The 21231-nt window shown below is 73.8% G+C and carries 20 protein-coding genes and 3 tRNA genes; 15 read left to right on the plus strand and 8 right to left on the minus strand.

The window, feature by feature from the left end:
* Positions 1-138 precede the first annotated feature (138 nt).
* On the plus strand, positions 139-855 hold the full coding sequence (locus CNX65_RS15005) for an RHS repeat-associated core domain-containing protein (RefSeq protein WP_232519847.1): 717 nt from the start codon (positions 139-141) through the stop codon (positions 853-855).
* A complete protein-coding gene (locus CNX65_RS15010; protein ID WP_096493583.1) occupies positions 852-1403 on the plus strand; it encodes a PH domain-containing protein in 552 nt (183 codons plus the stop codon). The genes CNX65_RS15005 and CNX65_RS15010 overlap by 4 nt, the downstream gene beginning before the upstream one ends.
* Before the next feature lie 37 nt (positions 1404-1440).
* On the opposite strand, the gene CNX65_RS15015 is transcribed toward CNX65_RS15010, so the two are convergent.
* Positions 1441-1743 (minus strand): hypothetical protein, encoded by a 303-nt coding sequence (locus CNX65_RS15015; RefSeq protein WP_041837814.1) that lies wholly within the window; start codon positions 1741-1743, stop codon positions 1441-1443.
* A gap of 225 nt (positions 1744-1968) precedes the next feature.
* Here CNX65_RS15015 and CNX65_RS15020 point away from each other — a divergent pair, with 225 nt between their 5' ends.
* From CNX65_RS15020 to yicI, 4 genes are read left to right on the plus strand one after another with little or no spacing between them, the layout of a single operon-like run.
* Positions 1969-3246: an ABC transporter substrate-binding protein gene (locus CNX65_RS15020; RefSeq protein ID WP_096493587.1), complete on the plus strand. Its 1278-nt coding sequence runs from the start codon at positions 1969-1971 to the stop codon at positions 3244-3246.
* The gene (locus tag CNX65_RS15025; protein ID WP_096493589.1) at positions 3243-4160 is read left to right on the plus strand and encodes a carbohydrate ABC transporter permease; all 918 of its coding nucleotides are present in this window, start codon (positions 3243-3245) and stop codon (positions 4158-4160) included. The genes CNX65_RS15020 and CNX65_RS15025 overlap by 4 nt, the downstream gene beginning before the upstream one ends.
* Positions 4160-4972, plus strand: coding sequence for a carbohydrate ABC transporter permease (locus CNX65_RS15030; RefSeq protein WP_096493591.1), 813 nt, complete (start codon positions 4160-4162; stop codon positions 4970-4972). Before CNX65_RS15025 ends, CNX65_RS15030 begins: the two co-directional genes overlap by 1 nt.
* Positions 4969-7218: an alpha-xylosidase gene (yicI, locus tag CNX65_RS15035; RefSeq protein WP_096493593.1), complete on the plus strand. Its 2250-nt coding sequence runs from the start codon at positions 4969-4971 to the stop codon at positions 7216-7218. Before CNX65_RS15030 ends, yicI begins: the two co-directional genes overlap by 4 nt.
* A 132-nt stretch (positions 7219-7350) precedes the next feature.
* Here the strand turns inward: yicI and CNX65_RS15040 are convergent, their stop codons facing one another.
* Positions 7351-8322: a helix-turn-helix domain-containing protein gene (locus CNX65_RS15040; RefSeq protein ID WP_157767664.1), complete on the minus strand. Its 972-nt coding sequence runs from the start codon at positions 8320-8322 to the stop codon at positions 7351-7353.
* A gap of 146 nt (positions 8323-8468) precedes the next feature.
* Entirely contained in the window at positions 8469-9455 is a 987-nt protein-coding gene (locus CNX65_RS15045) for a LacI family DNA-binding transcriptional regulator (protein WP_096493597.1), read from the minus strand.
* Between the two features lie 796 nt (positions 9456-10251).
* Between CNX65_RS15045 and CNX65_RS15050 the strand changes: the two genes are divergently transcribed.
* From CNX65_RS15050 to CNX65_RS15065, 4 genes are all read left to right on the plus strand, one after another.
* Positions 10252-10322 (plus strand) — tRNA-Thr (locus tag CNX65_RS15050).
* A gap of 5 nt (positions 10323-10327) precedes the next feature.
* Positions 10328-10401: transfer RNA gene (locus CNX65_RS15055), tRNA-Leu, on the plus strand.
* 37 nt (positions 10402-10438) lie between these two features.
* A tRNA-Leu gene (locus tag CNX65_RS15060) sits at positions 10439-10512 on the plus strand.
* Positions 10513-10624: 112 nt separating this feature from the next.
* Complete coding sequence (locus tag CNX65_RS15065) at positions 10625-12781, plus strand: TerD family protein (RefSeq protein ID WP_096493599.1); 2157 nt, start codon at positions 10625-10627, stop codon at positions 12779-12781.
* Positions 12782-12880: 99 nt separating this feature from the next.
* On the opposite strand, the gene CNX65_RS15070 is transcribed toward CNX65_RS15065, so the two are convergent.
* The gene (locus tag CNX65_RS15070; RefSeq protein WP_096493601.1) at positions 12881-13474 is read right to left on the minus strand and encodes a hypothetical protein; all 594 of its coding nucleotides are present in this window, start codon (positions 13472-13474) and stop codon (positions 12881-12883) included.
* A 76-nt stretch (positions 13475-13550) separates the two neighbouring features.
* Here CNX65_RS15070 and CNX65_RS15075 point away from each other — a divergent pair, with 76 nt between their 5' ends.
* The 4 genes from CNX65_RS15075 (at position 13551) to CNX65_RS15090 (ending at position 16521) form a co-directional block, all read left to right on the plus strand.
* On the plus strand, positions 13551-14117 hold the full coding sequence (locus CNX65_RS15075) for a helix-turn-helix domain-containing protein (RefSeq protein WP_096493603.1): 567 nt from the start codon (positions 13551-13553) through the stop codon (positions 14115-14117).
* 113 nt (positions 14118-14230) lie between these two features.
* A complete protein-coding gene (locus CNX65_RS15080; protein WP_096497797.1) occupies positions 14231-15106 on the plus strand; it encodes a class I SAM-dependent methyltransferase in 876 nt (291 codons plus the stop codon).
* A gap of 41 nt (positions 15107-15147) precedes the next feature.
* Entirely contained in the window at positions 15148-15861 is a 714-nt protein-coding gene (locus CNX65_RS15085) for a hypothetical protein (protein ID WP_096493605.1), read from the plus strand.
* Positions 15862-15867: 6 nt separating this feature from the next.
* Positions 15868-16521, plus strand: coding sequence for a hypothetical protein (locus tag CNX65_RS15090; RefSeq protein WP_096493607.1), 654 nt, complete (start codon positions 15868-15870; stop codon positions 16519-16521).
* A gap of 77 nt (positions 16522-16598) precedes the next feature.
* On the opposite strand, the gene CNX65_RS15095 is transcribed toward CNX65_RS15090, so the two are convergent.
* Genes CNX65_RS15095 through CNX65_RS15105 form a run of 3 tightly spaced genes read right to left on the minus strand, consistent with a single transcriptional unit; the run spans position 16599 to position 18471 of the window.
* Entirely contained in the window at positions 16599-17318 is a 720-nt protein-coding gene (locus tag CNX65_RS15095) for an alpha/beta fold hydrolase (protein ID WP_373565546.1), read from the minus strand.
* Between the two features lie 52 nt (positions 17319-17370).
* Positions 17371-17838 (minus strand): DinB family protein, encoded by a 468-nt coding sequence (locus CNX65_RS15100; RefSeq protein ID WP_096493611.1) that lies wholly within the window; start codon positions 17836-17838, stop codon positions 17371-17373.
* A gap of 21 nt (positions 17839-17859) precedes the next feature.
* Entirely contained in the window at positions 17860-18471 is a 612-nt protein-coding gene (locus tag CNX65_RS15105; protein WP_096493613.1) for a class I SAM-dependent methyltransferase, read from the minus strand.
* An 87-nt stretch (positions 18472-18558) separates the two neighbouring features.
* Between CNX65_RS15105 and CNX65_RS15110 the strand changes: the two genes are divergently transcribed.
* The gene (locus CNX65_RS15110) at positions 18559-19161 is read left to right on the plus strand and encodes a helix-turn-helix domain-containing protein (protein ID WP_096493615.1); all 603 of its coding nucleotides are present in this window, start codon (positions 18559-18561) and stop codon (positions 19159-19161) included.
* A gap of 34 nt (positions 19162-19195) precedes the next feature.
* On the opposite strand, the gene CNX65_RS15115 is transcribed toward CNX65_RS15110, so the two are convergent.
* The gene (locus tag CNX65_RS15115; protein ID WP_096493617.1) at positions 19196-20014 is read right to left on the minus strand and encodes an SDR family oxidoreductase; all 819 of its coding nucleotides are present in this window, start codon (positions 20012-20014) and stop codon (positions 19196-19198) included.
* Positions 20015-21231: the final 1217 nt, after the last annotated feature.

Raw genomic sequence — 21231 nt, forward strand, 5'->3', positions numbered from 1 at the left:
AGCCGGTCCCGCTTCCGGGGACCGGTTCACGGCAAGGGCGCGCCCCCCTACCGGAGCGCGTCGCCCCGGACGTCACCCGGCCACAACGGGGCCAGTGGCAGCACCTCGCCCGCGAGCGCCGCGTCCACCACCGCCGAGGTGGCGGGCCGCGTCGACCCGGACGGCGATCCCGACAACCTGCCGGGTGAGATGGACTACGGCTGGCTCGGGCAGCACCAGCGTCCTCACGAGCACGCCGGATCTTTGTCCGTCGTCCAGATGGGAGCTCGACCCTACATCGCTGTGCTGGGGCGATTCCTGTCACCTGATCCGGTGGAGGGCGGCTCCGCCAACCTTTACGCGCACATCTTCGGCGATCCGCTCAACAGCAACGACCTCGACGGGCTTTTCGCGTGGGGGAAGTTCTTCGACGGGGCACTGAAGGTGGCATCCTACGGTGCGATGATCGGGTGCGTGGCGCTCAGTGCGGGTGCTTGCGTGGTCGTGAGTGGTGTCGTGCTTGGTGCGCAGGTGATCCACGAAGCGTCGACTAAGGGGTCGGTTGACTGGGCCAACTTCGCGGTCAACGCGGCCATTACTCTGGCAGGTGGGGCCGCGGGCGCCATCATCGCGGGCGCTGGGTTGGGAGTGGTGAAGACTGGCCAGGCCATCAGAAGCGGTCTGCGGGTCAAACCGGTCGTCTACAAGGCTCCGCAGGTCGTCAAGCGAGGACCGTCGGTCACCAACTACAAGCAGACACCCGACTGGTACAAGACCTTTGTGAACTTCTACCAGAACTCGAGCATCGGAGCGATGCAGTACGCGACCGCGCTCAACTGGACCCATTACCACAACGGAACAATGAGGGCGGTGTGAGCCAAGATCTCGGTGCGGTCAAGCACATCTTCAAGCGCAAGGGGGAAGCTACCTTCGGCAAGATCGGCATGGTCGTCATGTCCATCGGCACGGTCTTCCTGCTGGTGAAACCGCCGGACAACGCAAATTACGGCACTGTCGTGCTGTGGACCACGATCTGCACCGCCTTCATCTGGATTGCCTGGTTGAGCACCGTCCGCCCCGTGGTGGAGTTGCGGGAACGCGGCGCCGTGGTGGTGAACTGGTTCTTCCGCAGCGAGATTCCCTGGGACGCCGTCGTTTCCGTGGAGGTGGCCTCCGAGGTCGGCAGCGGGGTCGCCTTGCTGCTGCGCGACGACATGCGCGTCGAACTGGCAGCCGTCTCGCCATCGGGTGCGAACGCGATGATGGGCTTCGGCCTCCAGAACCGCGTTCGCCTGCTCATCGAGCAGATGCCGAAAGCGAACGGCGAAGGCCTGGTCGTGCGCTCGAAGTTCGACGTTGACCAGATCCCGTTCGTGTTCGCGATGGTCGTGCTCATCGCGCTCGGCTGGTTCATGCTGCCGTGAGGACGTGGGCTCGGTGGAAAACCGCCGGGCCCACCCGTCACACCCCCAGCTCCGCCACCCCCGCCTCCCACCGCTCCCGCCGCTCCGCCTCGCTCTGCTCCCACCACGGCGTCCCCCGCTCGCCCAGCGCCCGCTTCGCCACCCCCACCCGCGCCCGAGCCGCCCGCTCACGCTCCGCGTCCCCCGCCCGCAGCGCCGCCCCCACCTCCCGCCGCGCGGCCATCAGCGCCCGCCGCAGCCGCCCCGCCACCTCCTCCGGCAGTCCGGGGTCCTCCGCGCGCCACCGCCGCCCGTTGACCACCACGTATCGCCCGTCCGGCGTCCGCTCCACCTCGCCCACCGCCCCACCCTCGCACCCGCCCCACCACGGGAGCGGTTCCAAAACGGCCCCTCCACCCTGTTGTGCAGCGCATGATCACCCGTCTACGCTGCGCAGTCGAAGCGCTTCGACAATGCGGTCGACCGGACCACGGGCACCCCAGCCCCACTCCGCGAGCACCGCCCCACCACCGCGCCCCGACGCAGGGGAGCGGTGGGTTCCGCACACCCTCACCGTGGAGGAACAGTGACGTCCAAGCGCCTCACGGCCGTCGTCCTGGCCGCCTCGCTCGCCGCCGCCGGGTGCGGGGGCAGCGCGGGAGACGACGACAACACCTTCAGGATCTGGCACTACGAGTCGCCGGACAGCGCCATGGCCGTCGCCTGGAACAAGGCAGTCGACCAGCTCAAGCAGCGCCACCCCGACCTGAACGTCGTGGTGGAGGAGAAGGGCTTCGAGCAGATCCGCAAGACCGCGTCCATGGTCCTCGGCTCCAACGAGGCCCCGGACGTCCTGGAGTACAACAAGGGCAACGCCAGCACCGGCCTGCTCGCCAAGCAGGGCCTGCTGGTCGACCTGACCGACGAGGTCAAGGCCAAGGGCTGGGACGCCAAGGTCGGCGCCGTCGACACCGCCGCCCGCTACGACGAGTCCGGCGTCATGGGCGGCGACAAGTGGTACGGCGTGCCCAACTACGCCGAGTACGTCCTCGTCTACTACAACAAGGACATGTTCGACCAGCAGGGCCTGCGACCGCCGACCACGCTGGACGAGCTGACCGCCGCCATGGACGAGTTCACGGCCGCGGGCATCACCCCGCTGGCCACCGGCGGCGGCGAGTACCCCGCGCACCAGGTGCTCTACCAGCTCGCCCTCACCGAGGCCGACCGCGACTGGGTGGACCGCTACCAGCGCTACACCGGCGACGTCGACTTCCACGACAAGGCCTGGACCAAGGGGGCCACCACCTTCGCCGACTGGGTCGCCAAGGGCTACGTCAACAAGGACGACGCGGGCCTGAAGGCCGAGGACATGGGCCTGTCGTTCATGCAGGGCAAGCAGCCCATCATGATCACCGGCAGCTGGTGGTTCGGCCGCGTCAAGGCCACCATCAAAGACTTCCAGTGGGGCACCACCGCGTGGCCCGGCCCGATGACCTCCGGCGGCAGCGGCAACCTGTGGGTGGTGCCCAAGGGCTCCGAGAAGCAGGACATCGCCAAGGAGTTCATCGACATCACGCTCTCCCAGGAGATCCAGGACGTCCTGCGCGACTCCGGCGGCGTCGCGCTCGCGGCCGGTGACGGGCAGGCCGCGGACCCGCAGACCCAGCGCCTCAACGAGGACTTCGCCGCGGTGGCGGCGGCGGACGGGTTCGCCTTCTACCCCGACTGGCCCGCCCCCGGCTTCTACGACGTGCACGTCTCCGCCGTGCAGAAGCTCATGACCGGCGGCGCCACCCCGGACCAGGCGCTCGACGAGCTGGTCGGCCCGTACCGGGAGAACCTCGCGGACATCGGCAAATGACGTCCGCCGCACCCCGCGTGCGGCGGAGGAGGGGGAGCGGCGGGACCTACCCGCTGTTCCTCATCCCCGGCGCGCTGCTCCTGCTCGCCGTGGTCCTGGTGCCGTTCGGCATGAACATCGGCACCAGCTTCACCTCGTGGTCCGGCGTCGGCGACCCCACCTGGATCGGCCTGGACAACTACGAGAAGCTGCTGGGCGACAGCACCTTCTGGCAGTCGTTCCGCAACAACGCCGCCCTCGTCGTCGCCATGGCGATCGTGCCCACCGCGCTCGGCCTGATGATCGCGGCGGGCCTGCACGACCACGTCGGCCGCAACTTCGGACCGCGCCCCGCCGCGATCCTGCGCGCCTGCGTCTACCTGCCGCAGGTCCTGCCGATCGCCGTCGCGGGCATCGTGTGGGGCTGGCTGCTGGCCCCGCAGGGCGGCGCCGTCAACGAGCTGCTCGGCGCGCTCGGCGCGGAGTCGTTGGCGCGCAACTGGCTCGGCGACCCCGACCTCGCCCTGTGGTCGGTCATGGCCGTGCTGCTGTGGGTGCAGATCGGCTACCCCGTCGTGGTGTTCATGGCGGGCATGGGCCGCGTCGACCCGTCGCTGCACGAGGCCGCCCAGCTCGACGGCGCCTCGTGGTGGGGCCGCTTCTGGCACGTCACCGTGCCGCAGCTGCGCCCCGAGGTGTTCGTGGTCCTGCTGACCTGCACCATCGCCTCGCTCAAGGTGTTCGCCCCCGTCTACGTGCTCACCAGGGGCGGCCCCGGCGGCGCGACGAACGTGCCTGCCTACTACTCGTTCCAGAACTTCTTCGAGAAGGCCAAGGTCGGCTACGGCTCCGCCATCGCCACCGTCCTCACCCTGCTCATCGTCGTGCTCACCGCGCTGTTCCTGCGCGCCCAGAACAAGGGGGAGGACAGCTGATGCGCCGCCACGCCGTCCTCTTCTCGTTCGTCGCGCTCGCGCTGGTGGTGCTCGCCCCGTTCGGCGTGGTGCTGGTCAACGGCTTCAAGTCGCCCGAGCAGTACAGCACCGACGGCCCGATCAGCCTGCCCGACCGCGTCTCGCTCGACGGCATCACCGCCGTGTGGGAGCGCGTCGACTACGGCGAGAAGCTGCTCAACAGCCTGCTGATCAGCTCCTCCGTCGCCGTGCTCGCCGTGGCGCTGGCCGTGCTCAACGCCTACGCGCTCGGCATCGGCCGGATCAGGGGCCGCACCTGGGTGCTGGTGCTGTTCCTGGCCGCCAACACCCTCCCGCAGGAGGCGCTGGCCTACCCGCTGTACTTCCTGGCCAACGAGACCGGCCTGTACGACACCAGGCTCAGCGTCATCATCGTGTTCACCGCCATCCAGTCCGCCTTCGGCACCTACCTGCTGGCCTCCACCTTCAGCGGCTTCCCGCGCGAGCTCCTCGACGCCGCCGTCGTCGACGGCGCGGGCAAGTGGCAGACGCTGCTGCGCGTGGTCGTCCCCGTCAGCAGGCCCACCCTGGGCGTGCTCTTCGTGTTCTTCTTCATCTGGACCTGGAACGAGTTCTTCCTCCCGATGGTCCTGCTGATCTCCAACGGGAACCAGACGGTCCCCGTCTCCCTGGGCGTGCTCCAGGGGCAGCAGATGATGGACGCCACCGCCTCCAGCGCCTCGGCGCTGCTCGGCGTCGTCCCGGCCATCGCCTTCTTCCTACTCTTCCAACGCGCACTGGCGCGCGGCATCACGGCAGGGGCGATCAAGTGAAGTTCACCGACGGGTACTGGCTTCTCCGACCGGGCGTCACCGCCCACTTCCCCCAGCACGTGCACGACCTGGAGACCGGCGACGGGACCCTGACCGCGCACGCGCCCACCCACCGCGTCCGACACCGGGGCGACCTGCTCAAGGGCCCGGTCGCCACGATCGGCCTGTCCTCCCCGATGCCGGACGTGGTGCGGGTGTCGGTCACCCACTTCTCCGGCGGTCACGACGGGATCGGCTTCGAGCTGTCCACCGAGGACGGTCACCGCCCGAAGATCGAGCTGGGCGAGGAGTTCGCCACCCTCACCTCCGGCTCCCTCACCGCGCGGATCCACCGCGGCGAGGACTGGCGCCTGGAGTTCACCGCCGACGGCCGCACCCTGACCTCCAGCGACGCCAAGGCCATGGGCTTCATGACCCTCGACGGCGAGCACCACGTCCGCGAGCAGCTCGCGCTCGGCGTCGGCGAGGTCGTCTACGGCATGGGCGAGCGCTTCGGCCCGCTCACCCGCAACGGCCAGGTCGTCGACATCTGGAACGCCGACGGCGGCACCAGCAGCGAGCAGGCGTACAAGAACGCCCCGTTCTACCTCACCAGCGCCGGGTACGGCGTGTTCGTCGACCACCCCGGCAAGGTCTCCTTCGAGGTCGGCTCCGAGGCCGTGTCCAGGGTCGGCTTCAGCGTCCCCGGCCAGCGGCTGGACTACCTGGTCATCCACGGCCCCACGCCGAAGGAGGTGCTGCGCAAGTACACCGCACTCACCGGCCGCCCCGCGCTGCCCCCGGACTGGTCGTTCGGCCTGTGGCTGTCCACCTCCTTCACCACCTCCTACGACGAGGAGACCGTCACCGGCTTCATCGACGGCATGGCCGAGCGCGACCTGCCGCTGAGCGTCTTCCACTTCGACTGCTTCTGGATGCGCGGCCTGCACTGGTGCGACTTCGAGTGGGACCCGGAGGTCTTCCCGGACCCCGAGGGGATGCTGGCCCGCCTCAAGGAGCGCGGCCTGGCCATCTCCGTCTGGATCAACCCGTACATCGCCCAGCGCTCCCCGCTGTTCGAGGAGGGCAGGAGGGCGGGCTACCTGCTGCGCCGCCCCACCGGCGAGGTGTGGCAGTGGGACCTGTGGCAGCCCGGCATGGCCCTGGTCGACTTCACCAACCCCGAGGCCCGCGACTGGTACGCCGGGAAGCTGGAGCGCCTGCTGGACCAGGGCGTCGACTGCTTCAAGACCGACTTCGGCGAGCGCGTCCCCACCGACGTCGTCTACCACGACGGCTCCGACCCGGAGCGGATGCACAACCTCTACACCCACCTGTACAACAAGACCGTCTTCGACCTCCTGCTGCGCCGCAAGGGCGAGAACGAGGCCGTGGTCTTCGCCCGCTCCGCCACCGCGGGCACCCAGCAGTTCCCGGTGCACTGGGGCGGCGACAGCGAGTCCAGCTACGCCGCCATGGCGGAGAGCCTGCGCGGCGGCCTGTCCCTGGGCCTGACCGGGTTCGGCTTCTGGAGCCACGACATCGGCGGCTTCGAGGGAACCCCGGACCCGGACCTGTTCAAGCGCTGGACGGCCTTCGGCCTGCTGTCCTCGCACAGCAGGCTGCACGGCAGCTCCTCCTACCGCGTCCCGTGGGCGTTCGACGAGGAGGCGGTGGACGTCCTGCGCCGCTTCACCAAGCTCAAGCTGAGCCTCATGCCGTACCTGAAGAACGCGGCGAGGCAGGCCGCCGAGCACGGCACCCCGGTGATGCGCGCGATGGCGCTGGAGTTCCCGCACGACCCGGCCTGCGCCCACCTGGACCGCCAGTACATGCTCGGCGACGACCTGCTGGTGGCCCCGGTCCTCACCCCGACCGGCGAGGTGGACTTCTACGTCCCGGAGGGCACCTGGACCAGCCACCTGACCGGTGAGCGCCTGACCGGCCCCCGCTGGCACCGGCAGACCCACGACCACCTCTCGATCCCGCTCCTGGTGCGCCCCGGCGCGGTGGTCCCGGTCGGCGCGGTGGACGACCGCCCGGACTACGACCACGCCGAGGGCGTCTCCCTGCACTGCCACGAGCTCGCCGACGGCAGCGCCACCGAGGTCCGCGTGGGCGAGTCGCGCTTCACCGTCCACCGCGACGGCGACACCGTCCGCGCGACCGCGCAGAACCCGCCCGAGCGCTGGCGGCTCGTGCTGCCCGGCGGCCGGTCGGTCGACGCGGAGAACGGCGTCGCGGAGGCGGGAAGCGTCAGCTGGTGACGCCCTCCCCGTCCCGGCGCGTGTCGCGCGCGCCGGGACGGGGAACCGCGCGGGTCCGGCCCGGTGATCCGGCGGAGAGCCCGCCACCACGAGCGCCCCCGGCTCGGCGCCACCCCCGGCTCAGCGCCGCTCTCAGGCCAGAACCGCCATCCCCAGCGGCGTCACCCGGTGCACCGACGAGTTCCCGCACCGCTCGGTCGACACCAGCCCCGCGTCCCGCAGCACCCCCGTGTGGTGGCTGACCGTCGCGGGCGAGACCCCCAACCGCCGCGCCAGCCCGCCCGTCGTCGGCCCGCTCACCGCCGCCCGCAGCACCGCCGCCCGCGTCGGTCCCAGCAGCGACGACACGTGGTCCCCGGCCCCGCGCTCCACCCCCAGCAGCCGCGAGGAGCTCCGCACCGGGAACACCAGCACCGGCGGCAGCCCCGGATCGGCCAGCGCCACAGGGTGGAAGACGCAGAAGTACGACGGGATCAGCAGCAGCCCCCGCCCGCCGAGCCGCAGCTCCCGGTCCACCGGGTAGTCCACCACCAGCACCGGCGGCTCCCACCTGGCCCCCGGCAGCCACCGCAGCAGCCCCTCCGGCCCGTCCCGCAGGTAGTGGTGGCTCCCCGCCACGCACTCGGCCCGCAGGGCGCTGTCCACCGCCGGGAGCAGCGGCGTCAGCAGCACGTCGTGGAACACCCGCAGCGACCGCTCCAGGTGCCGGTACGCCTCGACCCGCCCCTCGGCCAGCCCGCCCAACCACCGCGCCGCCCCGGCCCCGCCCACCCGGATCGACGCCACCTCGGCCCGAACCCGCTCCACCGGCGTGGCCAGCACCGCCTCCACCGCGGCCCCGATCCCCTCCCGCTCCTGCGCGGGCGTCAGGAAGTCCGGGAAGTACGCCGCGTGCGGCGCCACCGCGACCAGCGACCGCACCGCCGCCCGCACCCCCGGATCACGGCGGACCCGCTCCCGCACCACCCGCCGCCACGGGTCGAAGAAGACCCGCCACTCCTCGTGCTGCAACACCTGCACGCTGCTCACGACCTCCCACATGAGGTCGCGCTCCAGCTTCAGCCGTGTCCTGACCAGGTCGGCGTCGGTGAAGTGGATGCGCATGCGCGGCACGGTCTGCCCCCCGAGTGCGACGAACGCGGAACCGGTCCCCCGACGCGGTTCCCCGCCCGCGAGGGTCGCCCCGACAACCGTTCGCGCGCAAGCGAAATCCGGCATTCCACCCCGCCCGCGACCCGCGTCCGCGCCGACTACCCCCGAACGCGCGCCGTGGTGGCCCGCTCGGTCAGCACCGGTTCCACCAACCGCACCCCGGACCGCGAGGCCCCCAGCGCCAGGTCCACCGCCAGCGCCCCGAGCTCCGCGCCGGGCAGGTCGACCGAGCTGATCGGCACGACCTGCGTCTCGGCCATGTCGCGCGGGCACACCGCCAGCACCGACACGTCCCCCGGCACCTGCCGCCCCCGCCGCGCCAGCTCGGCCAGCACCGCCCCCAGCACCGCCTCGTTGTGCACCACCAGCCCCGTCACCGAGTCCGGCGTCGCGTCGAGGCACTCGCGCACCCCGTCGTAGTTCGGCGGGCACCGCAGCGCCACCGCCCGCACGCCCCGCACCCGCGCCGCGCCGGTGAACCCGGCCAGGAACCGCTTGGCGTAACTGGTCCCGCGCTCGTACACCGACGGCGCGGGCCCGATCAGCGCGACCTCCCGGTGCCCCAGGTCCGCGAGCCGCTCCACGCACAGCGCGCCCGCCGCCCCGAAGTCCAGGTCCACGCAGGTGAGCCCCGACGCGTCGTCCGGGACCCCGATCAGCACCGACGGCAGCGGCAGCGCCCGCAGCACCGGCACCCTCGGCTCGCTGGCCTCCACGTCCATCACGATGATCGCGTCGGCCAGCGCGGAGCTGGCCACCCGCCGCAGCCCGTCCGCGCCCTCGTCCTCGGTGAGCAGCAGCAGGTCGTGCCCGTGCGCGCGGGCCCGCTCCAGCGCGCCGCCGACGAACTGCATCACCACCGGGACGTTCAGGTCCTTGCGCAGCGGCGCGACCAGGGCGAGCACGCTGGTCCGGCTGCTCGCCAGCGCCCGCGCGCCCGCGTTGGGGTGGTACCCCAGCTCGCGGATGCTGCGCTCGACCCGCAACCGCGTGCCCTCCGAGATGGTCCGCTTGCCCGACAGCACGTACGACACGGTGCTCGGCGAGACCCCGGCGGCACGGGCGACGTCGGCGATGGTGGCCATTGGGCGATCATAGGGGCGCGCGGGCGGCAGGCCGGGCGTCCGCGCGCCGACGGCAGGTCGCGCGCATTCCGAACGGCGTCCGGGTGTTTTCCACTCCATCCGCAAAAAGCATTGCGCCCCCGGAACGGGGTGGGGCATACTCCTTCCTGTCAGCGCAGCGGAAAGGCGGAGGGTCGTGGTCGTGGTGAAGCGGGTGATGGTGGACGCGAAACTCCAGGGACGGCTGCGACTGCCGAGCCGCGAGATCACCGGCTTCCTGCCCTGCCCGCTCCTGTCGTGGCGGCTGCCCCTGCTCCCGGGCGGCGCCTGCTCCCCACCGTGACCACGCGCTGGTCACGCCGTGCGGGAGCCGCCCACCTGGGAGAACCGGGAGGGCGGCTCTTCTCGTCACCGGGTCGTTCCCCGGCGGCCGGGTGCGCTGGGCGCACCGGGTCGTGGCGGGCGGCGCGGACGCGCGGGGAGCGGCGGCGGGTGGTGGGGGAGAGGTCCCCCGGCTCGCCCCCGCCTTTTCCGAAGCTGATTTCCGGAATTCCCCGGATCGGTGGTTCTCCGGTTGTCCGGTGACCGCGGAACAGCTCGCGCAATTCTTCGGCCGAACGTTCAGGGGAGCGTTCGGCGCGTTCACCGCGCCCGGCGGAATTCGGGCGCACCCGGTCCGGCGTGGCGCCGCGCCGACCGGTCCCCGCGCTTTCCGGCAGCGCCCACCGACGCGCGCCGCCTTCGCCAGACCCCTCCGCCCGGTGCGGGGGGAGGCGACGCGGACGTCCCGCTCCACACGGGACCCCGCGCCGCCGCCGCCTCTTCGGCTCCTGGGAGGAGCGCCCGCCTTGTACGCGGGAGGGCCGGGTTCGAACCCCGGATGAGGTCGGCGCACCCCTGTGGCCCAATCGGCAGAGGCAACGCGTTCAGGACGCGTCCGGTCCGGGTTCGAATCCCGGCAGGGGTACTTGCGAGCAGCGGGGCGTCCACGCGTCCCGCGTCAGACCCCTGTGGCCCAAATGGCAGAGGCAACGCGTTGAGGGCGCGTCCGGTCCGGGTTCGAGTCCCGGCAGGGGTACTCACGGTTCACGCCACTCCGGCGTGGCGCGCCGACGGGCGCGCGCCACGCCGCGGATGATCCACCACGTCACCCCGCGCACTGCGGGTTCACCACCTCCTGGGGGTCGGGAATGCCGGTCGAAGCGCTCATCCGCCGAACGCTGCGCGTCCCGCGCGCCGCCGGGGCGACCACCGGGGACGCGGGCGCCGCGGTGGCCCGCCAGTTCGACGTGGTCCTGCTGAGCGCCGGTTTCAAGGCCACCCGCGACCTCCTCGCCCACCTCTCGGCGCTCCCCGCCCCCGCGGCGCTGGACCTCGCGGCGACCGCCGTGCGCGCGCTGCGCGAGCTGGTCGCCGACCACGTCCGGCACACCCCGTACTTCCGCGACTTCCCCGAGGGCGTCCCGGACACCGTGGACTTCTGGCTGGAGCGCCTCGCCGAGCTGGTCACCACCCAGGGCCCGCCCGAGCCCGGTCCGCTGAACCTGCTCGCCCTGCCCGGTTACGGCGTCCCGCGGCACACCCACGCGGACGTCCTGGCCGCGCACGACGCGTTCGTCCCCTCCGTGCGGGACCGAGTCACCACCGTCCACCTGGGACTCACGGTGGCCGAGGAGCTCGCCGCCCTCTACCTCGACCTCGCGGGCAGTCCCACCCCGCTCACCGCGGGCGACCTGGAGCTGCTCGCCGAGCTGGCCGGGGCGCACCTCGACGGCCCGCACCCCGAGCGGGTCCCGGTGCGCGAGAACCGCGCCGTCCTCAACGCCGCGCGCCTGGCTGCGGGGCTGGCCCCGGACGTGGACACCACGAAGGACGTGCTGCGCCTGGCCTGCCGCGCCAGCGGCGGCGACGTGACCCTGGCCAAGCCGACCAGGTTCCGCTCGTTCCGCCGCCCCGAACGCCGACTCCTGCTGACCGCGCTGGACCGCGTGGCGGCCGATCCGGCGAAGCTGACCGACGTCGCCGCGCTCGCCGAACCGTGGAAGCGCCTCGGCGAACGCCTGCACCCGCACGAGCACCCGACCCTCCCGCACGCCGCCGAGGTCTTCGCCGTGGCACGCGGGGAGCGCGCCGCGCCCGGCCTGGCGTCCCGCGTCGAACGCGCGCTGGCCACCGAGGGCCCGGCGCGCGCGGCGGCGCTCCTCGCGTCGTCCCCCGGCGCGCTGGCCCGCTCCCTGGACCGCCTGCTGCGCCTCGCGGTCCCGGAGCAGTCCGAAGTGGACTCGGTGCTCTCCGCGCTGCGGCGCCGGATCGGCGACGTGTCCGGCCGGGTCCTCTGCTCGCTGCGCGACCACCTGTCCACCCGCGCGACCCCCGCGCCCGCCCGCCTGTTCGCCACCCGCAACCGCACCGCCTGGTTCGCCCCCGACACCCGCCCGCCCCTGCCCGAACCCCTGCTGGCCGAGGTGGTCGCCCTGCTCGACGGGGAGATCACCCGCCGCCTGCCCGACCACCCCGTGGTGCTGTTCGACCCGGACGTGCTGGACGTCGCCCTGCCCCTGTCCGGGAAGGCGACCCAGGACGGCTTCGCCGTGCTGCCCAGGGGGTCGCGCACCAGGCTGGACCTCGCCGACGGCGAGGTGCTGCGCCTGTTCGCGCACTGGAGGCAGCGCGCGGAGCCCACCGACTACGACCTGTCCGCGCTGCTGCTGGACGAGGACTTCGGGTACCGGGGTCACGTGTCGTGGACGAACCACCGCGGTGAGGGCGGCGCGGTCTACTCCGGCGACGTGACGAACGCCCCGGAGGGCGCCACCGAGTTCATCGACCTGCCCCTCGCGGGCCTGGACGCGCACTGCGTGGTGCCCCAGCTGCACCGCTACTCCGGCGAGAGCTTCGACCGGGCCGAGGAGGCGCTGTTCGGCTGGATGCAGCGCGACCGCGTCCAGTCCGGGGCCCCGTTCGAACCGCGCACCGTCCGCACCCGCTCCGACCTGCGCGACCCGCTGCCGTCCGCCGTGCCCGCCGTGTTCGTGCGCGACGGCGAGGGCTGGGTGGCGGTGTGGACGCACCTCCACCTGGGCAGCACCGCGCTGTTCGCCAGTGTGGAGACCACCGGCGACCTCGCGCGGAGGGTGGCCCGGTCGCTGGCGGAACGGCGCTGCCTGACCATCGCCCACCTGCTGGACCTGCTGCGCGCCAAGGGTTCCCAGGTCCTGCCGTGGACCGGCGAGCCGCCCGCGTCCGACGTCCCGCCGCTGTACGTCGGCCTGGACCGCCCGGAGGGCTTGCCGGACGACGCGGTCGTCATCACGCGGGAGAACCTGAACCGCTTGCTCCCGGAGTGAGCCGATCGCTAAGCTGGAGTCAGCGAGGCCATGGGAAGGCTTCCTCCTCGTCCCCCAGGGGACTCACTGATCTAGTCCTCCCGCTCTCCTCGCCCCTCGTCACCGCAGGGCCCGCGCTCCGGCGCGGGCCCTGCGGTCGTTTCGCCCCCCCACCCGGCGAGTCGGGTTGGCGCCCACCCGCGCGTCCCGTACTACTGGTGTCGCCCTGCGGCACCGGTGTCCGGCGCGCTGCTCCCCGCCGACCGCGCGCACGAGGTCATCGGCACCGACCGCGAGCGGCCCGTCGAGTCCCTGGCCGAGATCGGCCGCGCGACCGGCGCCGACGACTTCGCCCGCCTCGTCCTGCGCAACCGGGGCCGAACCAGCACGCGCGGCGGCGTCCGCAAGGTCGAGGCCGCGCTGCGCTGCGCCGAGATCCTCGCCGCACAGGGCGTGCACCGCTTCGCCGACGTGTCCGCCCTGCTCGCCGACCCCGTCCGGGTGGCGCGGGTCGAGGGCGAGCTCCAGCTCGTGCCGGGCCACGGCGCGGGCGTGCGACTGTCGTACCTGTGGATGCTCACCGGCGCCGAGGACCGGCCACAGCGCCCTGGAGCTGGACCACGCGGTGTGGCAGCACGAGTCGAACCGGTCACGCGCGCCCCGCACGCCGACCCGGTAGCCCCCGGCCTCGGCGCCCCCGCGCGGCGCGTCCACGACCGGCGCCGCCCCGATTCCCGCCCTTCGCCTCGCGTCCCGCCGCCGCGTGCTCGCCCCGCATACACTTTTGCCCATGACGCAAGACGAGGGCGAGCTGGACAGCCTGGTGCGCAAGCGCGTCCGCGCCCTGCGCCTGGCCCAGGGCTGGTCGCTGGACGACCTGGCCACCCGCGCCAAGCTCAGCCCCTCCACGCTCAGCCGCATCGAGAACGGGCAGCGCAGGCTCGCGCTCGACCAGCTCGTCACGCTCGCCAAGGCGCTCGACACCTCGCTCGACCAGCTGGTCGAGACCGCCGCCGAGGACGTCGTGACCAGCCCGGTGCACGACCCGTCCCACCAGGCGCTGCGCTGGGCGCTCCGCGCCGACCCCGGCATGTCCGTCATCCGCCAGCGCCTGGTCGACCCGCCGCCGGACAGCCCGTCGCGGCTGCGCGCGCACCCCGGCCGGGAGTGGCTGGTCGTGCTCTCCGGCACCGCCGTCCTGCTGCTCGGCAACCGCACCTACCGCGTCGAGACCAACCAGGCCGCCGAGTTCCCGACCATGCTCCCGCACGCGCTCGGCGCGCTCGGCGGACCGGCCGACATCCTCGGCATCTTCGACCGCGACGCCCGCCGCAGCCACCAGTCCGGCCAGGAGTGAACCACCCGTCCCGGTGAACCGCGCTTGCGCGTCCGGCAGCCCGGCGCACCACCTCCTTGCCAAATCGGCAATCGGTCGTGCGTCAGACGCATGAAGCTCCTACCGTGGCCACCATGACCCACACCGCTCACCAGCACACCGCCGCAGGCCACTCCCACGGCCACAGCCACGGGCACGGGCACGACGCCGCGAACACCCAGATCGAGATCCTGGACCTGGACGCCGAGGTGCTGGCCGACCAGATCGCCTCCATCGTCGACTCGCTGCCCGTCCCCACGCCCCCCACCACCATCGTCGACCTCGGCGCGGGCACCGGCGCGGGCGCGCTCGCCCTGCTCCGCCGCTTCCCGGACGCCCAGGTCACCGCCGTCGACACCGCGCCCGCCCACCTGCGCCGCCTCGTGGAGAAGGCGGACGCGGCCGGTGTCGCCGATCGAGTCCACCCGGTCGAGGCAGACCTCAACGCGCAGTGGCCACCCCTCGGCGCCCCGGAGCTGGTCTGGGCCTCCGCCTCCCTGCACCACGTCGACGACCCGGCGCGCGTCCTGCGCCTGGTCCACGGCCTGCTCGCCCCCGGTGGCCTGTTCGCCCTGGTCGAGCTCGCCGACTTCCCCCGCTTCCTCCCGGCGGGCGCCCCGGCCGAGAGCCCCGGACTGGAAGACCGCTGCCACGCGGCCACGCCCCGGCACGAGGGCCACGCCGACCACCGCGGCACCGACTGGACCCCTCACCTGATCGAGGCGGGCTTCACGATCGAGGCTCACCGCACCGTCACCATCACCCTCGCGCCACCCCTCCCGGACGCGGTGGGCCGCTACGCTCTCAACGCCCTGCGGGGCCTGCGCCACAGGGCCGCCGACGCGCTGGCGCCCGAGGACCTGGCCGTCCTCGACCGCCTGATCGACCCCGACGACCCGCGCGGCGTCCTGCGCAGGCCGGACCTCACCGTGCGCACCGAACGCGTCGTCTGGGCGGCCCGCAAGCCCTGACCCGAGCGGTTCTGTCGTACCCCCGTGCTTGGCTGTGCCGCGTGACCGACGACACCGACTGGTCGACCCTGGAGCACGCCTACGGCAGGGCCGACGACATCCCGCCGATGCTGGAGAAGCTGGCCACCGACCCGGACGCGGACACCTGGTCGGAGCTCTGGGGCTCGATCTACCACCAGGGCAGCACCTACTCCGCCAGCGTCGCCGCCCTCCCGCACCTCGCGCGCATCGCCGAGCTGCGCCCCGACGCGGCGCTGGACGCCGTCGTGCTCGCGGGCCGCATCAGCGCCGCCGAGTGGCCCGACGTGGAGGACGAGCACCCGAGGGCCCTGGAGTCCCTGCGCGCCACCGCCACCGCCCAGCTCGCCGCCGAGGGCCCGGACGACGACTTCGCGGTCGCCCTCCAGGCCCTCCTCGGCCTCGGCCGCGCCCCGGAGTGGGGCGAGGACGCGTTCGACGGCGTCATCGGGGGCGGCTGCTGCGTGGCGTGCCCGTCCTGCGGGACCGACCTGGACGTCCGATTCCCGTCCAGCACCGGTACTGGCTGGGAGGGCGTGGACACCGTGCCGGAGCCCGCGACCGAGTTCGACGGCGTCGCGGCCTGGTTGCGCGGCGAGGCGCTGCGGGCCGGAAGAGCGGGGGTGGCCGCGACGCTCGCCGAGCTGTTCGGCACGATTGCCTGCGACGAGTGCGGTGAGCGCTTCGCCCTGGCAGCGGCGCTGACCGGGTTGGAGGGCGACGAGGAAGAGGACTGACGCGGGATGAGCGACGCGGTGCCGGTGCTGCTGGAGCGGCTGGAGACCGACCCCGACCCGGAGACCTGGGCGAGCCTGTGGGACGAGCTGTACCACGGCGCGGCCGACCCGGCGGCGGGCGCCCTGGCCCTGCCGCGCCTGCTGCGGGTGGCCGAGTTCCAGCCGACGGAGGCGATCGACGCCGTCGTCCTCGCGGGCAGGCTGAGCGCCGCCGCGTGGCCCGCCCCGAAGGAGTCCCAGGCCGAGGTGCTCCAGGCCCTGCGCGACCACGCGAAGGCCCAGCTCGCCGAGGCGGGCACCGACATCGACACGGCCTACCTGATCGCGGCCCTGCTGGGTCTGGGCCAGGCCCCGGAGTGGGGCGAGCTGTTCGACGGCGTCGAGCTCGGCGGCTACGAGCTGACCTGCCCGGAGTGCGCCCGCCACCTGACCGTCCGCCTGCCGTCCACGGGCACGGAGGACTGGCTGTCGGCCGACGCCAACGCCGAGCCCGCGCCGGAGGAGGAGCTCACGGGCACGGCGGAGTGGGCGTACCGGACGGCCGTCGAGTCGGGCAGCGCGGCCGTGGCGGGCGCGGTGCGCGAGCTGTTCGGCGAGGCGACCTGCCCGCACTGCGCGACCCTGTTCGTCCCGGCGGAGCGGGTGCTCGCCCAGGGCTGACCGCCCCGGCCCCGGCCGCGCCACCGTGCGGCCGGGGCCGACCGGCTAGGACCCCTGGAACGCCAGCAGTTCGGCCGTCACGAACTCCGGGTTCTCCTCCACCAGCCAGTGCCCACCGGGGTCGGCACGTCGAGCGGCGGCGCGGACTCGGTGGCCCGCACGTCCGCGCCGAGCGAGCGGTACAGCTCGAACCCGCCCGACAGCGCCCCCGGTTCGCGGTAGGTGCGCGCGTGCTCGTCGATCTCGGCCTCGCTGAACGGGGACGTGGCCGCGTCGCCGCCGAAGGCCGTGCCGTTGAACGAGACCTGGGAGAACAGCGACAGGTCCAGGTAGCCCAGGCGCTCGGTGTCCTCGGGGAACTGCGCGGCGTACTGGAACGCCACCGCCGCGCCCAGGTCGTGGCCGACCGCGGCGGCGTCGCGCACGCCGAGCCGGTCGGCGACCAGGGTGTGCGCGTAGCGGGCCAGGGTCGCCTTGTCGTAGCCGGACGGGGCGCCGGTGCTGTCGCCCAGGCCCGGCAGGTCGATCGCGTGGACGGTGTGGTGCTCGGCCAGTTCGGGCATGACCTCCCACCAGCCGTACCAGGTCTGCGGCCACCCGTGCAGCAGCACCACGGGCGAGCCGCTGCCGCCGGTCACGCAGTGCATCCGCACGCCGTCCACGTCGGCGAACCCGTGGCGGAACCTCCCGGCGAACCAGGGGTCCTCGCGCGTGATCGCCTCGTGGGTCGGGACCTCGGGCCCGGTGCCCGTGCAGGCGGCGGCGCCCAGCGCGAGCAGGGCCGCCAGCGCGGTCACCAGGCGGTGTCGGGTGTTCGTCTGAGCCTGTTCCCCTTCGAGTGCTCGGGTTTCAGCGCCCGGTCGCGCCGTCGACCAGCTCGCGGAGGACGTCCGCGTGCCCCGCGTGCCGACCGGTCTCCTCGATCAGGTGGACCAGCGCCCAGCGGGCCGTCGGCGCGTCGGGGTGGGGGAGCGGGGCGCCCAGGTCGTCGACCGCGTCGAGCACGGCGTTCGCGCGCTCGACCGCGTCCCGGTAGCGGGCCAGGACGTCGGCGACGGTGTCGGTCGGCGCGGCCCGGAACGTCGACGGCCAGTGGATCCCGCGCTCTCCCAGGAAGGTCGCGCGCTCCACGTGCGCCAGGTGGTTGACCAGCCCGAGCAGGTTCGTGCCGGACGGGACGCCCGCCGCGCGCACCTGGGGTTCGGTCGCGCCGTCGAGCTTGGCGGCGGCGCGGGACCGCAGGTAGTCCAGGAATCCGCGCAGCACCTGGGCTTCGGAGTTCCCGGTCCGGGGCGGCGGGGTGTCGTGGTGGGGCATGTCGCTCCTTCGTGGACGGTGTCAGCGGGTGCGGCGGATCAGCAGGACGTGGTCGACCACCTTGGCGCGCTGCCCGCCCGGACCGGTCGCGACCCTGGTCGGCGACTCGCACCGCTCCACCTCCCACCTGGCCGCGTCCAGCGCCAGCTCCTCGGCGACCTCGTGCGGCGGCGGGTTGTCGTCGTCGCGGCCCCACGACCAGGGCGCGGCCGAGCCGTGGTCCACGACCAGCAGGCGGCCACCGGGGCGCAGCGCCCGCGCGGCGGCGCGCAGGACCGGTGCGCGGTCCAGGTCGAACGGGGTGTGCAGGTAGTGGGCGCAGACCAGGTCGAACCGGCCGGTCGGGAACGACCCGGCCAGGTCGTGCCGCTCGGCGGCGACCCGGTCGGCCACGCCGCGCTCCCGCGCCAGCGCGGTCAGGTGCTCGACGGCGGTGGCCGAGATGTCGGTGGCGCGCACCCGCCAGCCCTTCCCCGCCAGCCACAGCGCGTCGCCACCGCCGCCGCACCCCAGGTCCAGCGCGTCACCGGGGGCCAGCGCCCCGGCGACCTCGGTGAGGCGGGCGTTCGGCGCGGGCGCGGACGGCGGGCGGTTCGCGTGGACGCCGTCCCAGAACTCGGTCGCGGTGCTCATCGGGGCTCCTCTCCCATCGGTGCGGCCAGTCTCACCAGCACCACCCCGAACTGGCACGGAAACTTGCCGTTTTGGCAAGATGGCGGGGTGGACCGGGAACTGGACGGGGTGCTCGACGCGGTCGGCCCCAGGCTGCGGGCGCTGCGGCGCGATCGCGGCGTCACGCTGGCGGAGCTGTCGCTGCGCACCGGGGTGTCGGAGAGCACGCTGTCCCGGCTGGAGGGCGGGCAGCGGCGGGCCACGCTGGAGCTCCTGCTGCTGCTGGCGCGCGCCCACGACGTGCCGCTGGACGACCTGGTGGGCGCGCCGCGCACCGGCGACCCGCGCATCCACCTCAAGCCGATCACGCGGTTCGGCATGACGTTCGTGCCGCTGTCCCGGCGACCGGGCGGGGTGCACGCCTTCAAGATGGTCATCCCCGCCGAGCCCGAGCCCCCGGAGCCCGCGCCGAAGACGCACGAGGGGCTGGAGTGGCTGTACGTGCTCAGCGGCCGGTTGCGGCTCGTGGTCGGCGACCGCGACCTGGTGCTGCCGCCCGGTGAGGCGGCCGAGTTCGACACCTCGCTGCCGCACTGGCTGGGCACCGCCGACGGGGGAGCGGTGGAGCTGCTGATCCTGTTCGGGCTGCACGGCGTGCGCTCGCACGTGCGCCCCGAGTCGAACCGGGCCGGGAACGACGAGGGGCCCTGACCCACGACGGGATCAGGGCCCCGGCGACCGCCGGTCAGCCCCGTCCGGCGCGCACGGCGGCCACGACGCCACCGTCCACCAGCAGGTCCGCGCCGGTGACGAACGAGGAACCGGGCCCGAGCAGGAACGCGGCGGCCTCGGCGACGTCGCTCGCCGTGCCGACCCGCCCGGTGCCCGACGCGGCCACCATCGCCCGCATCCGCTCGCCGCTCGCGCTCGCCAGCTCCCGCCGCCCCATGGGGGTGGCGATGACGCCGGGGCTGATCGAGTTGACCCGCGCGCCGCGCTCGCCCCACGCGCGTGAGGCGGCCTGGACCTGGAAGTGGTTGGCGCGCTTGGCGATCCCGTACGCGCCACCGGGGTTCAGCGTCGCCGGGGCCAGCTCGGGCGAGGCGATCAGCTCGGCGGCGGTCCTGCTCGCCAGCAACCGCTCCAGCTCCGGGGTGATCGGCGCCAGGTGCCCGCCCATGCTGGCGATCACCACACCCGCCCCGCCCGGCGCGACGACCCGGCCGAACTCCGCCAGCACCAGCTCGACGCCGAGCAGGTCGACGGCGAGGATCGCCTCCACCGGGGCCTGCGCGGGGGAGAGCCCGGCGGTGTGCGCGACCTGGGCGACCCGCCCGAGGCCGGCGGCGGCGTCGGCCAGCGCGCGCACGGCCCCCGCGTCCGACACGTCGACCGGCCGGGCGGTCACCACGTGCCCCTCGTCGCGCAGCGCGTCGGCGGCGGACGTCAGCGCGGCCTCGTCGAAGTCCGCGAGCAGCACGTGCCTGCCCGCGCCCTGTCGGTGGGCGATGGCCCGCCCCATGCCGCCCGTCCCGATGACCACGACCACCTCGGTGTCGCGCACGACGCCTCCCGTTCCCCGCTCCGCGAGACGATCCGTCCCGTCCGGGGGCGAAGGTAACCCTCCGCGAGCGGCCCAATCACAGCCCCGTCGCCGCAGCGCGGCAGCGCGGCAGCGCACCGCGCCATCCTGGAGGCGGTGCTGGACCTGCTGCCGAGTCCGGCTGGCTACGAGCGGCCGTCCGTGGACGGCATCGCGGCGCGCGGGCGTCGACAAGCAGAAGATCAACCGACAACCACCACTGACCCGAACCAGCCCGCCCCACGCCGCCCCGTCCCCGTTGCCCCGGTGCGCCGCCCCGGTGCGCCGCCCTGCCCAGTCCCGCCCCCGACTGGGGCCGCCCCGCCCCGCCCCCGCCCACCCCAACCCAGCCCGCCCCACCCCAACCCTGGCTTGTTCCGGCCCGCCCAACCCCAACCCGGCTTGTTCGGGCCCACCCCGCCCCAACTCGACCCGGCTTGTTCCGGCCCGCCTCGACTCAACCCGGCCCAACCGGGCCCAGCCCAACCCGGCCCCGCCTCGTCCCGGCCAGGACCACCCCGACTTGCCCCCCGACTCATCTCGACCAGGCTCGCCTCGGCCCGGCCCTACGCGGACCGCCTCGCCCTGACCTGGCCCGCCCCGCCCCACCTCGCCCCGCCCCGCCCCGGCCCGGCCCACTTGGCCTCGCCTCGCCTCGCCTCGCCTCGCCCCGGCCCGGCCCGGCCCACTTCGCCTCGCCTCACCCCGCCCCGGCCCAGCCCTGCCCGGCCCACCTTGCCCCGGCCCGGCCCTACGCGGGCCACTCTGTCCCGTCCCAGCCCGTCCCAGCCCGCCCAGGCCCCTCCCGTCCCATCCCGCTATTGACCTGGCCTTCCCATCACCGAATCGGGCTGTCCCGCCACGCCTGTGGCCGTCCCGCCGCTGACCTGGACCGCCCTGTCGCCGAACCGTCCCGCCGCTGCCCCGGCCCTGCCCACCGCTGCCCAAACCATCCCGCTGAGCTTCGGGCCAGCCCACCGGCTGAGCCGGGCCGCCGCACCCCGCGTCAGCCCGCCGCGTCTCACACCGCCCCGTCGCGTCTCCACCCCGCTCGCCGCGCCCTCACCACCGCGCCACACCGACCCCTCCCGTCACCCACCGCGATCACCCACGTGACCGTTCACTCGATCGTGTGGCCAACGGTGTGGGCCACCCGCCGCCCGGTTCCCGTACCGTGATCGTTTTGCCGGACTCCCGAC

The organism is Actinosynnema pretiosum (assembly GCF_002354875.1).
Taxonomy (GTDB): Bacteria; Actinomycetota; Actinomycetes; order Mycobacteriales; family Pseudonocardiaceae; genus Actinosynnema; species Actinosynnema auranticum.

Excerpts from the sequence above, each read along its gene's own strand:
- CNX65_RS15025 (WP_096493589.1), top strand. The coding sequence starts at position 3,243 with ATGACGTCCGCCGCACCCCGCGTGCGGCGGAGGAGGGGGAGCGGCGGG.
- CNX65_RS15030 (WP_096493591.1), top strand. The coding sequence starts at position 4,160 with ATGCGCCGCCACGCCGTCCTCTTCTCGTTCGTCGCGCTCGCGCTGGTG.
- CNX65_RS15040 (WP_157767664.1), bottom strand. The coding sequence starts at position 8,322 with ATGCGCATCCACTTCACCGACGCCGACCTGGTCAGGACACGGCTGAAG.
- CNX65_RS15045 (WP_096493597.1), bottom strand. The coding sequence starts at position 9,455 with ATGGCCACCATCGCCGACGTCGCCCGTGCCGCCGGGGTCTCGCCGAGC.
- CNX65_RS15065 (WP_096493599.1), top strand. The coding sequence starts at position 10,625 with ATGCCGGTCGAAGCGCTCATCCGCCGAACGCTGCGCGTCCCGCGCGCC.
- CNX65_RS15075 (WP_096493603.1), top strand. The coding sequence starts at position 13,551 with ATGACGCAAGACGAGGGCGAGCTGGACAGCCTGGTGCGCAAGCGCGTC.
- CNX65_RS15080 (WP_096497797.1), top strand. The coding sequence starts at position 14,231 with ATGACCCACACCGCTCACCAGCACACCGCCGCAGGCCACTCCCACGGC.
- CNX65_RS15090 (WP_096493607.1), top strand. The coding sequence starts at position 15,868 with ATGAGCGACGCGGTGCCGGTGCTGCTGGAGCGGCTGGAGACCGACCCC.
- CNX65_RS15100 (WP_096493611.1), bottom strand. The coding sequence starts at position 17,838 with ATGCCCCACCACGACACCCCGCCGCCCCGGACCGGGAACTCCGAAGCC.
- CNX65_RS15105 (WP_096493613.1), bottom strand. The coding sequence starts at position 18,471 with ATGAGCACCGCGACCGAGTTCTGGGACGGCGTCCACGCGAACCGCCCG.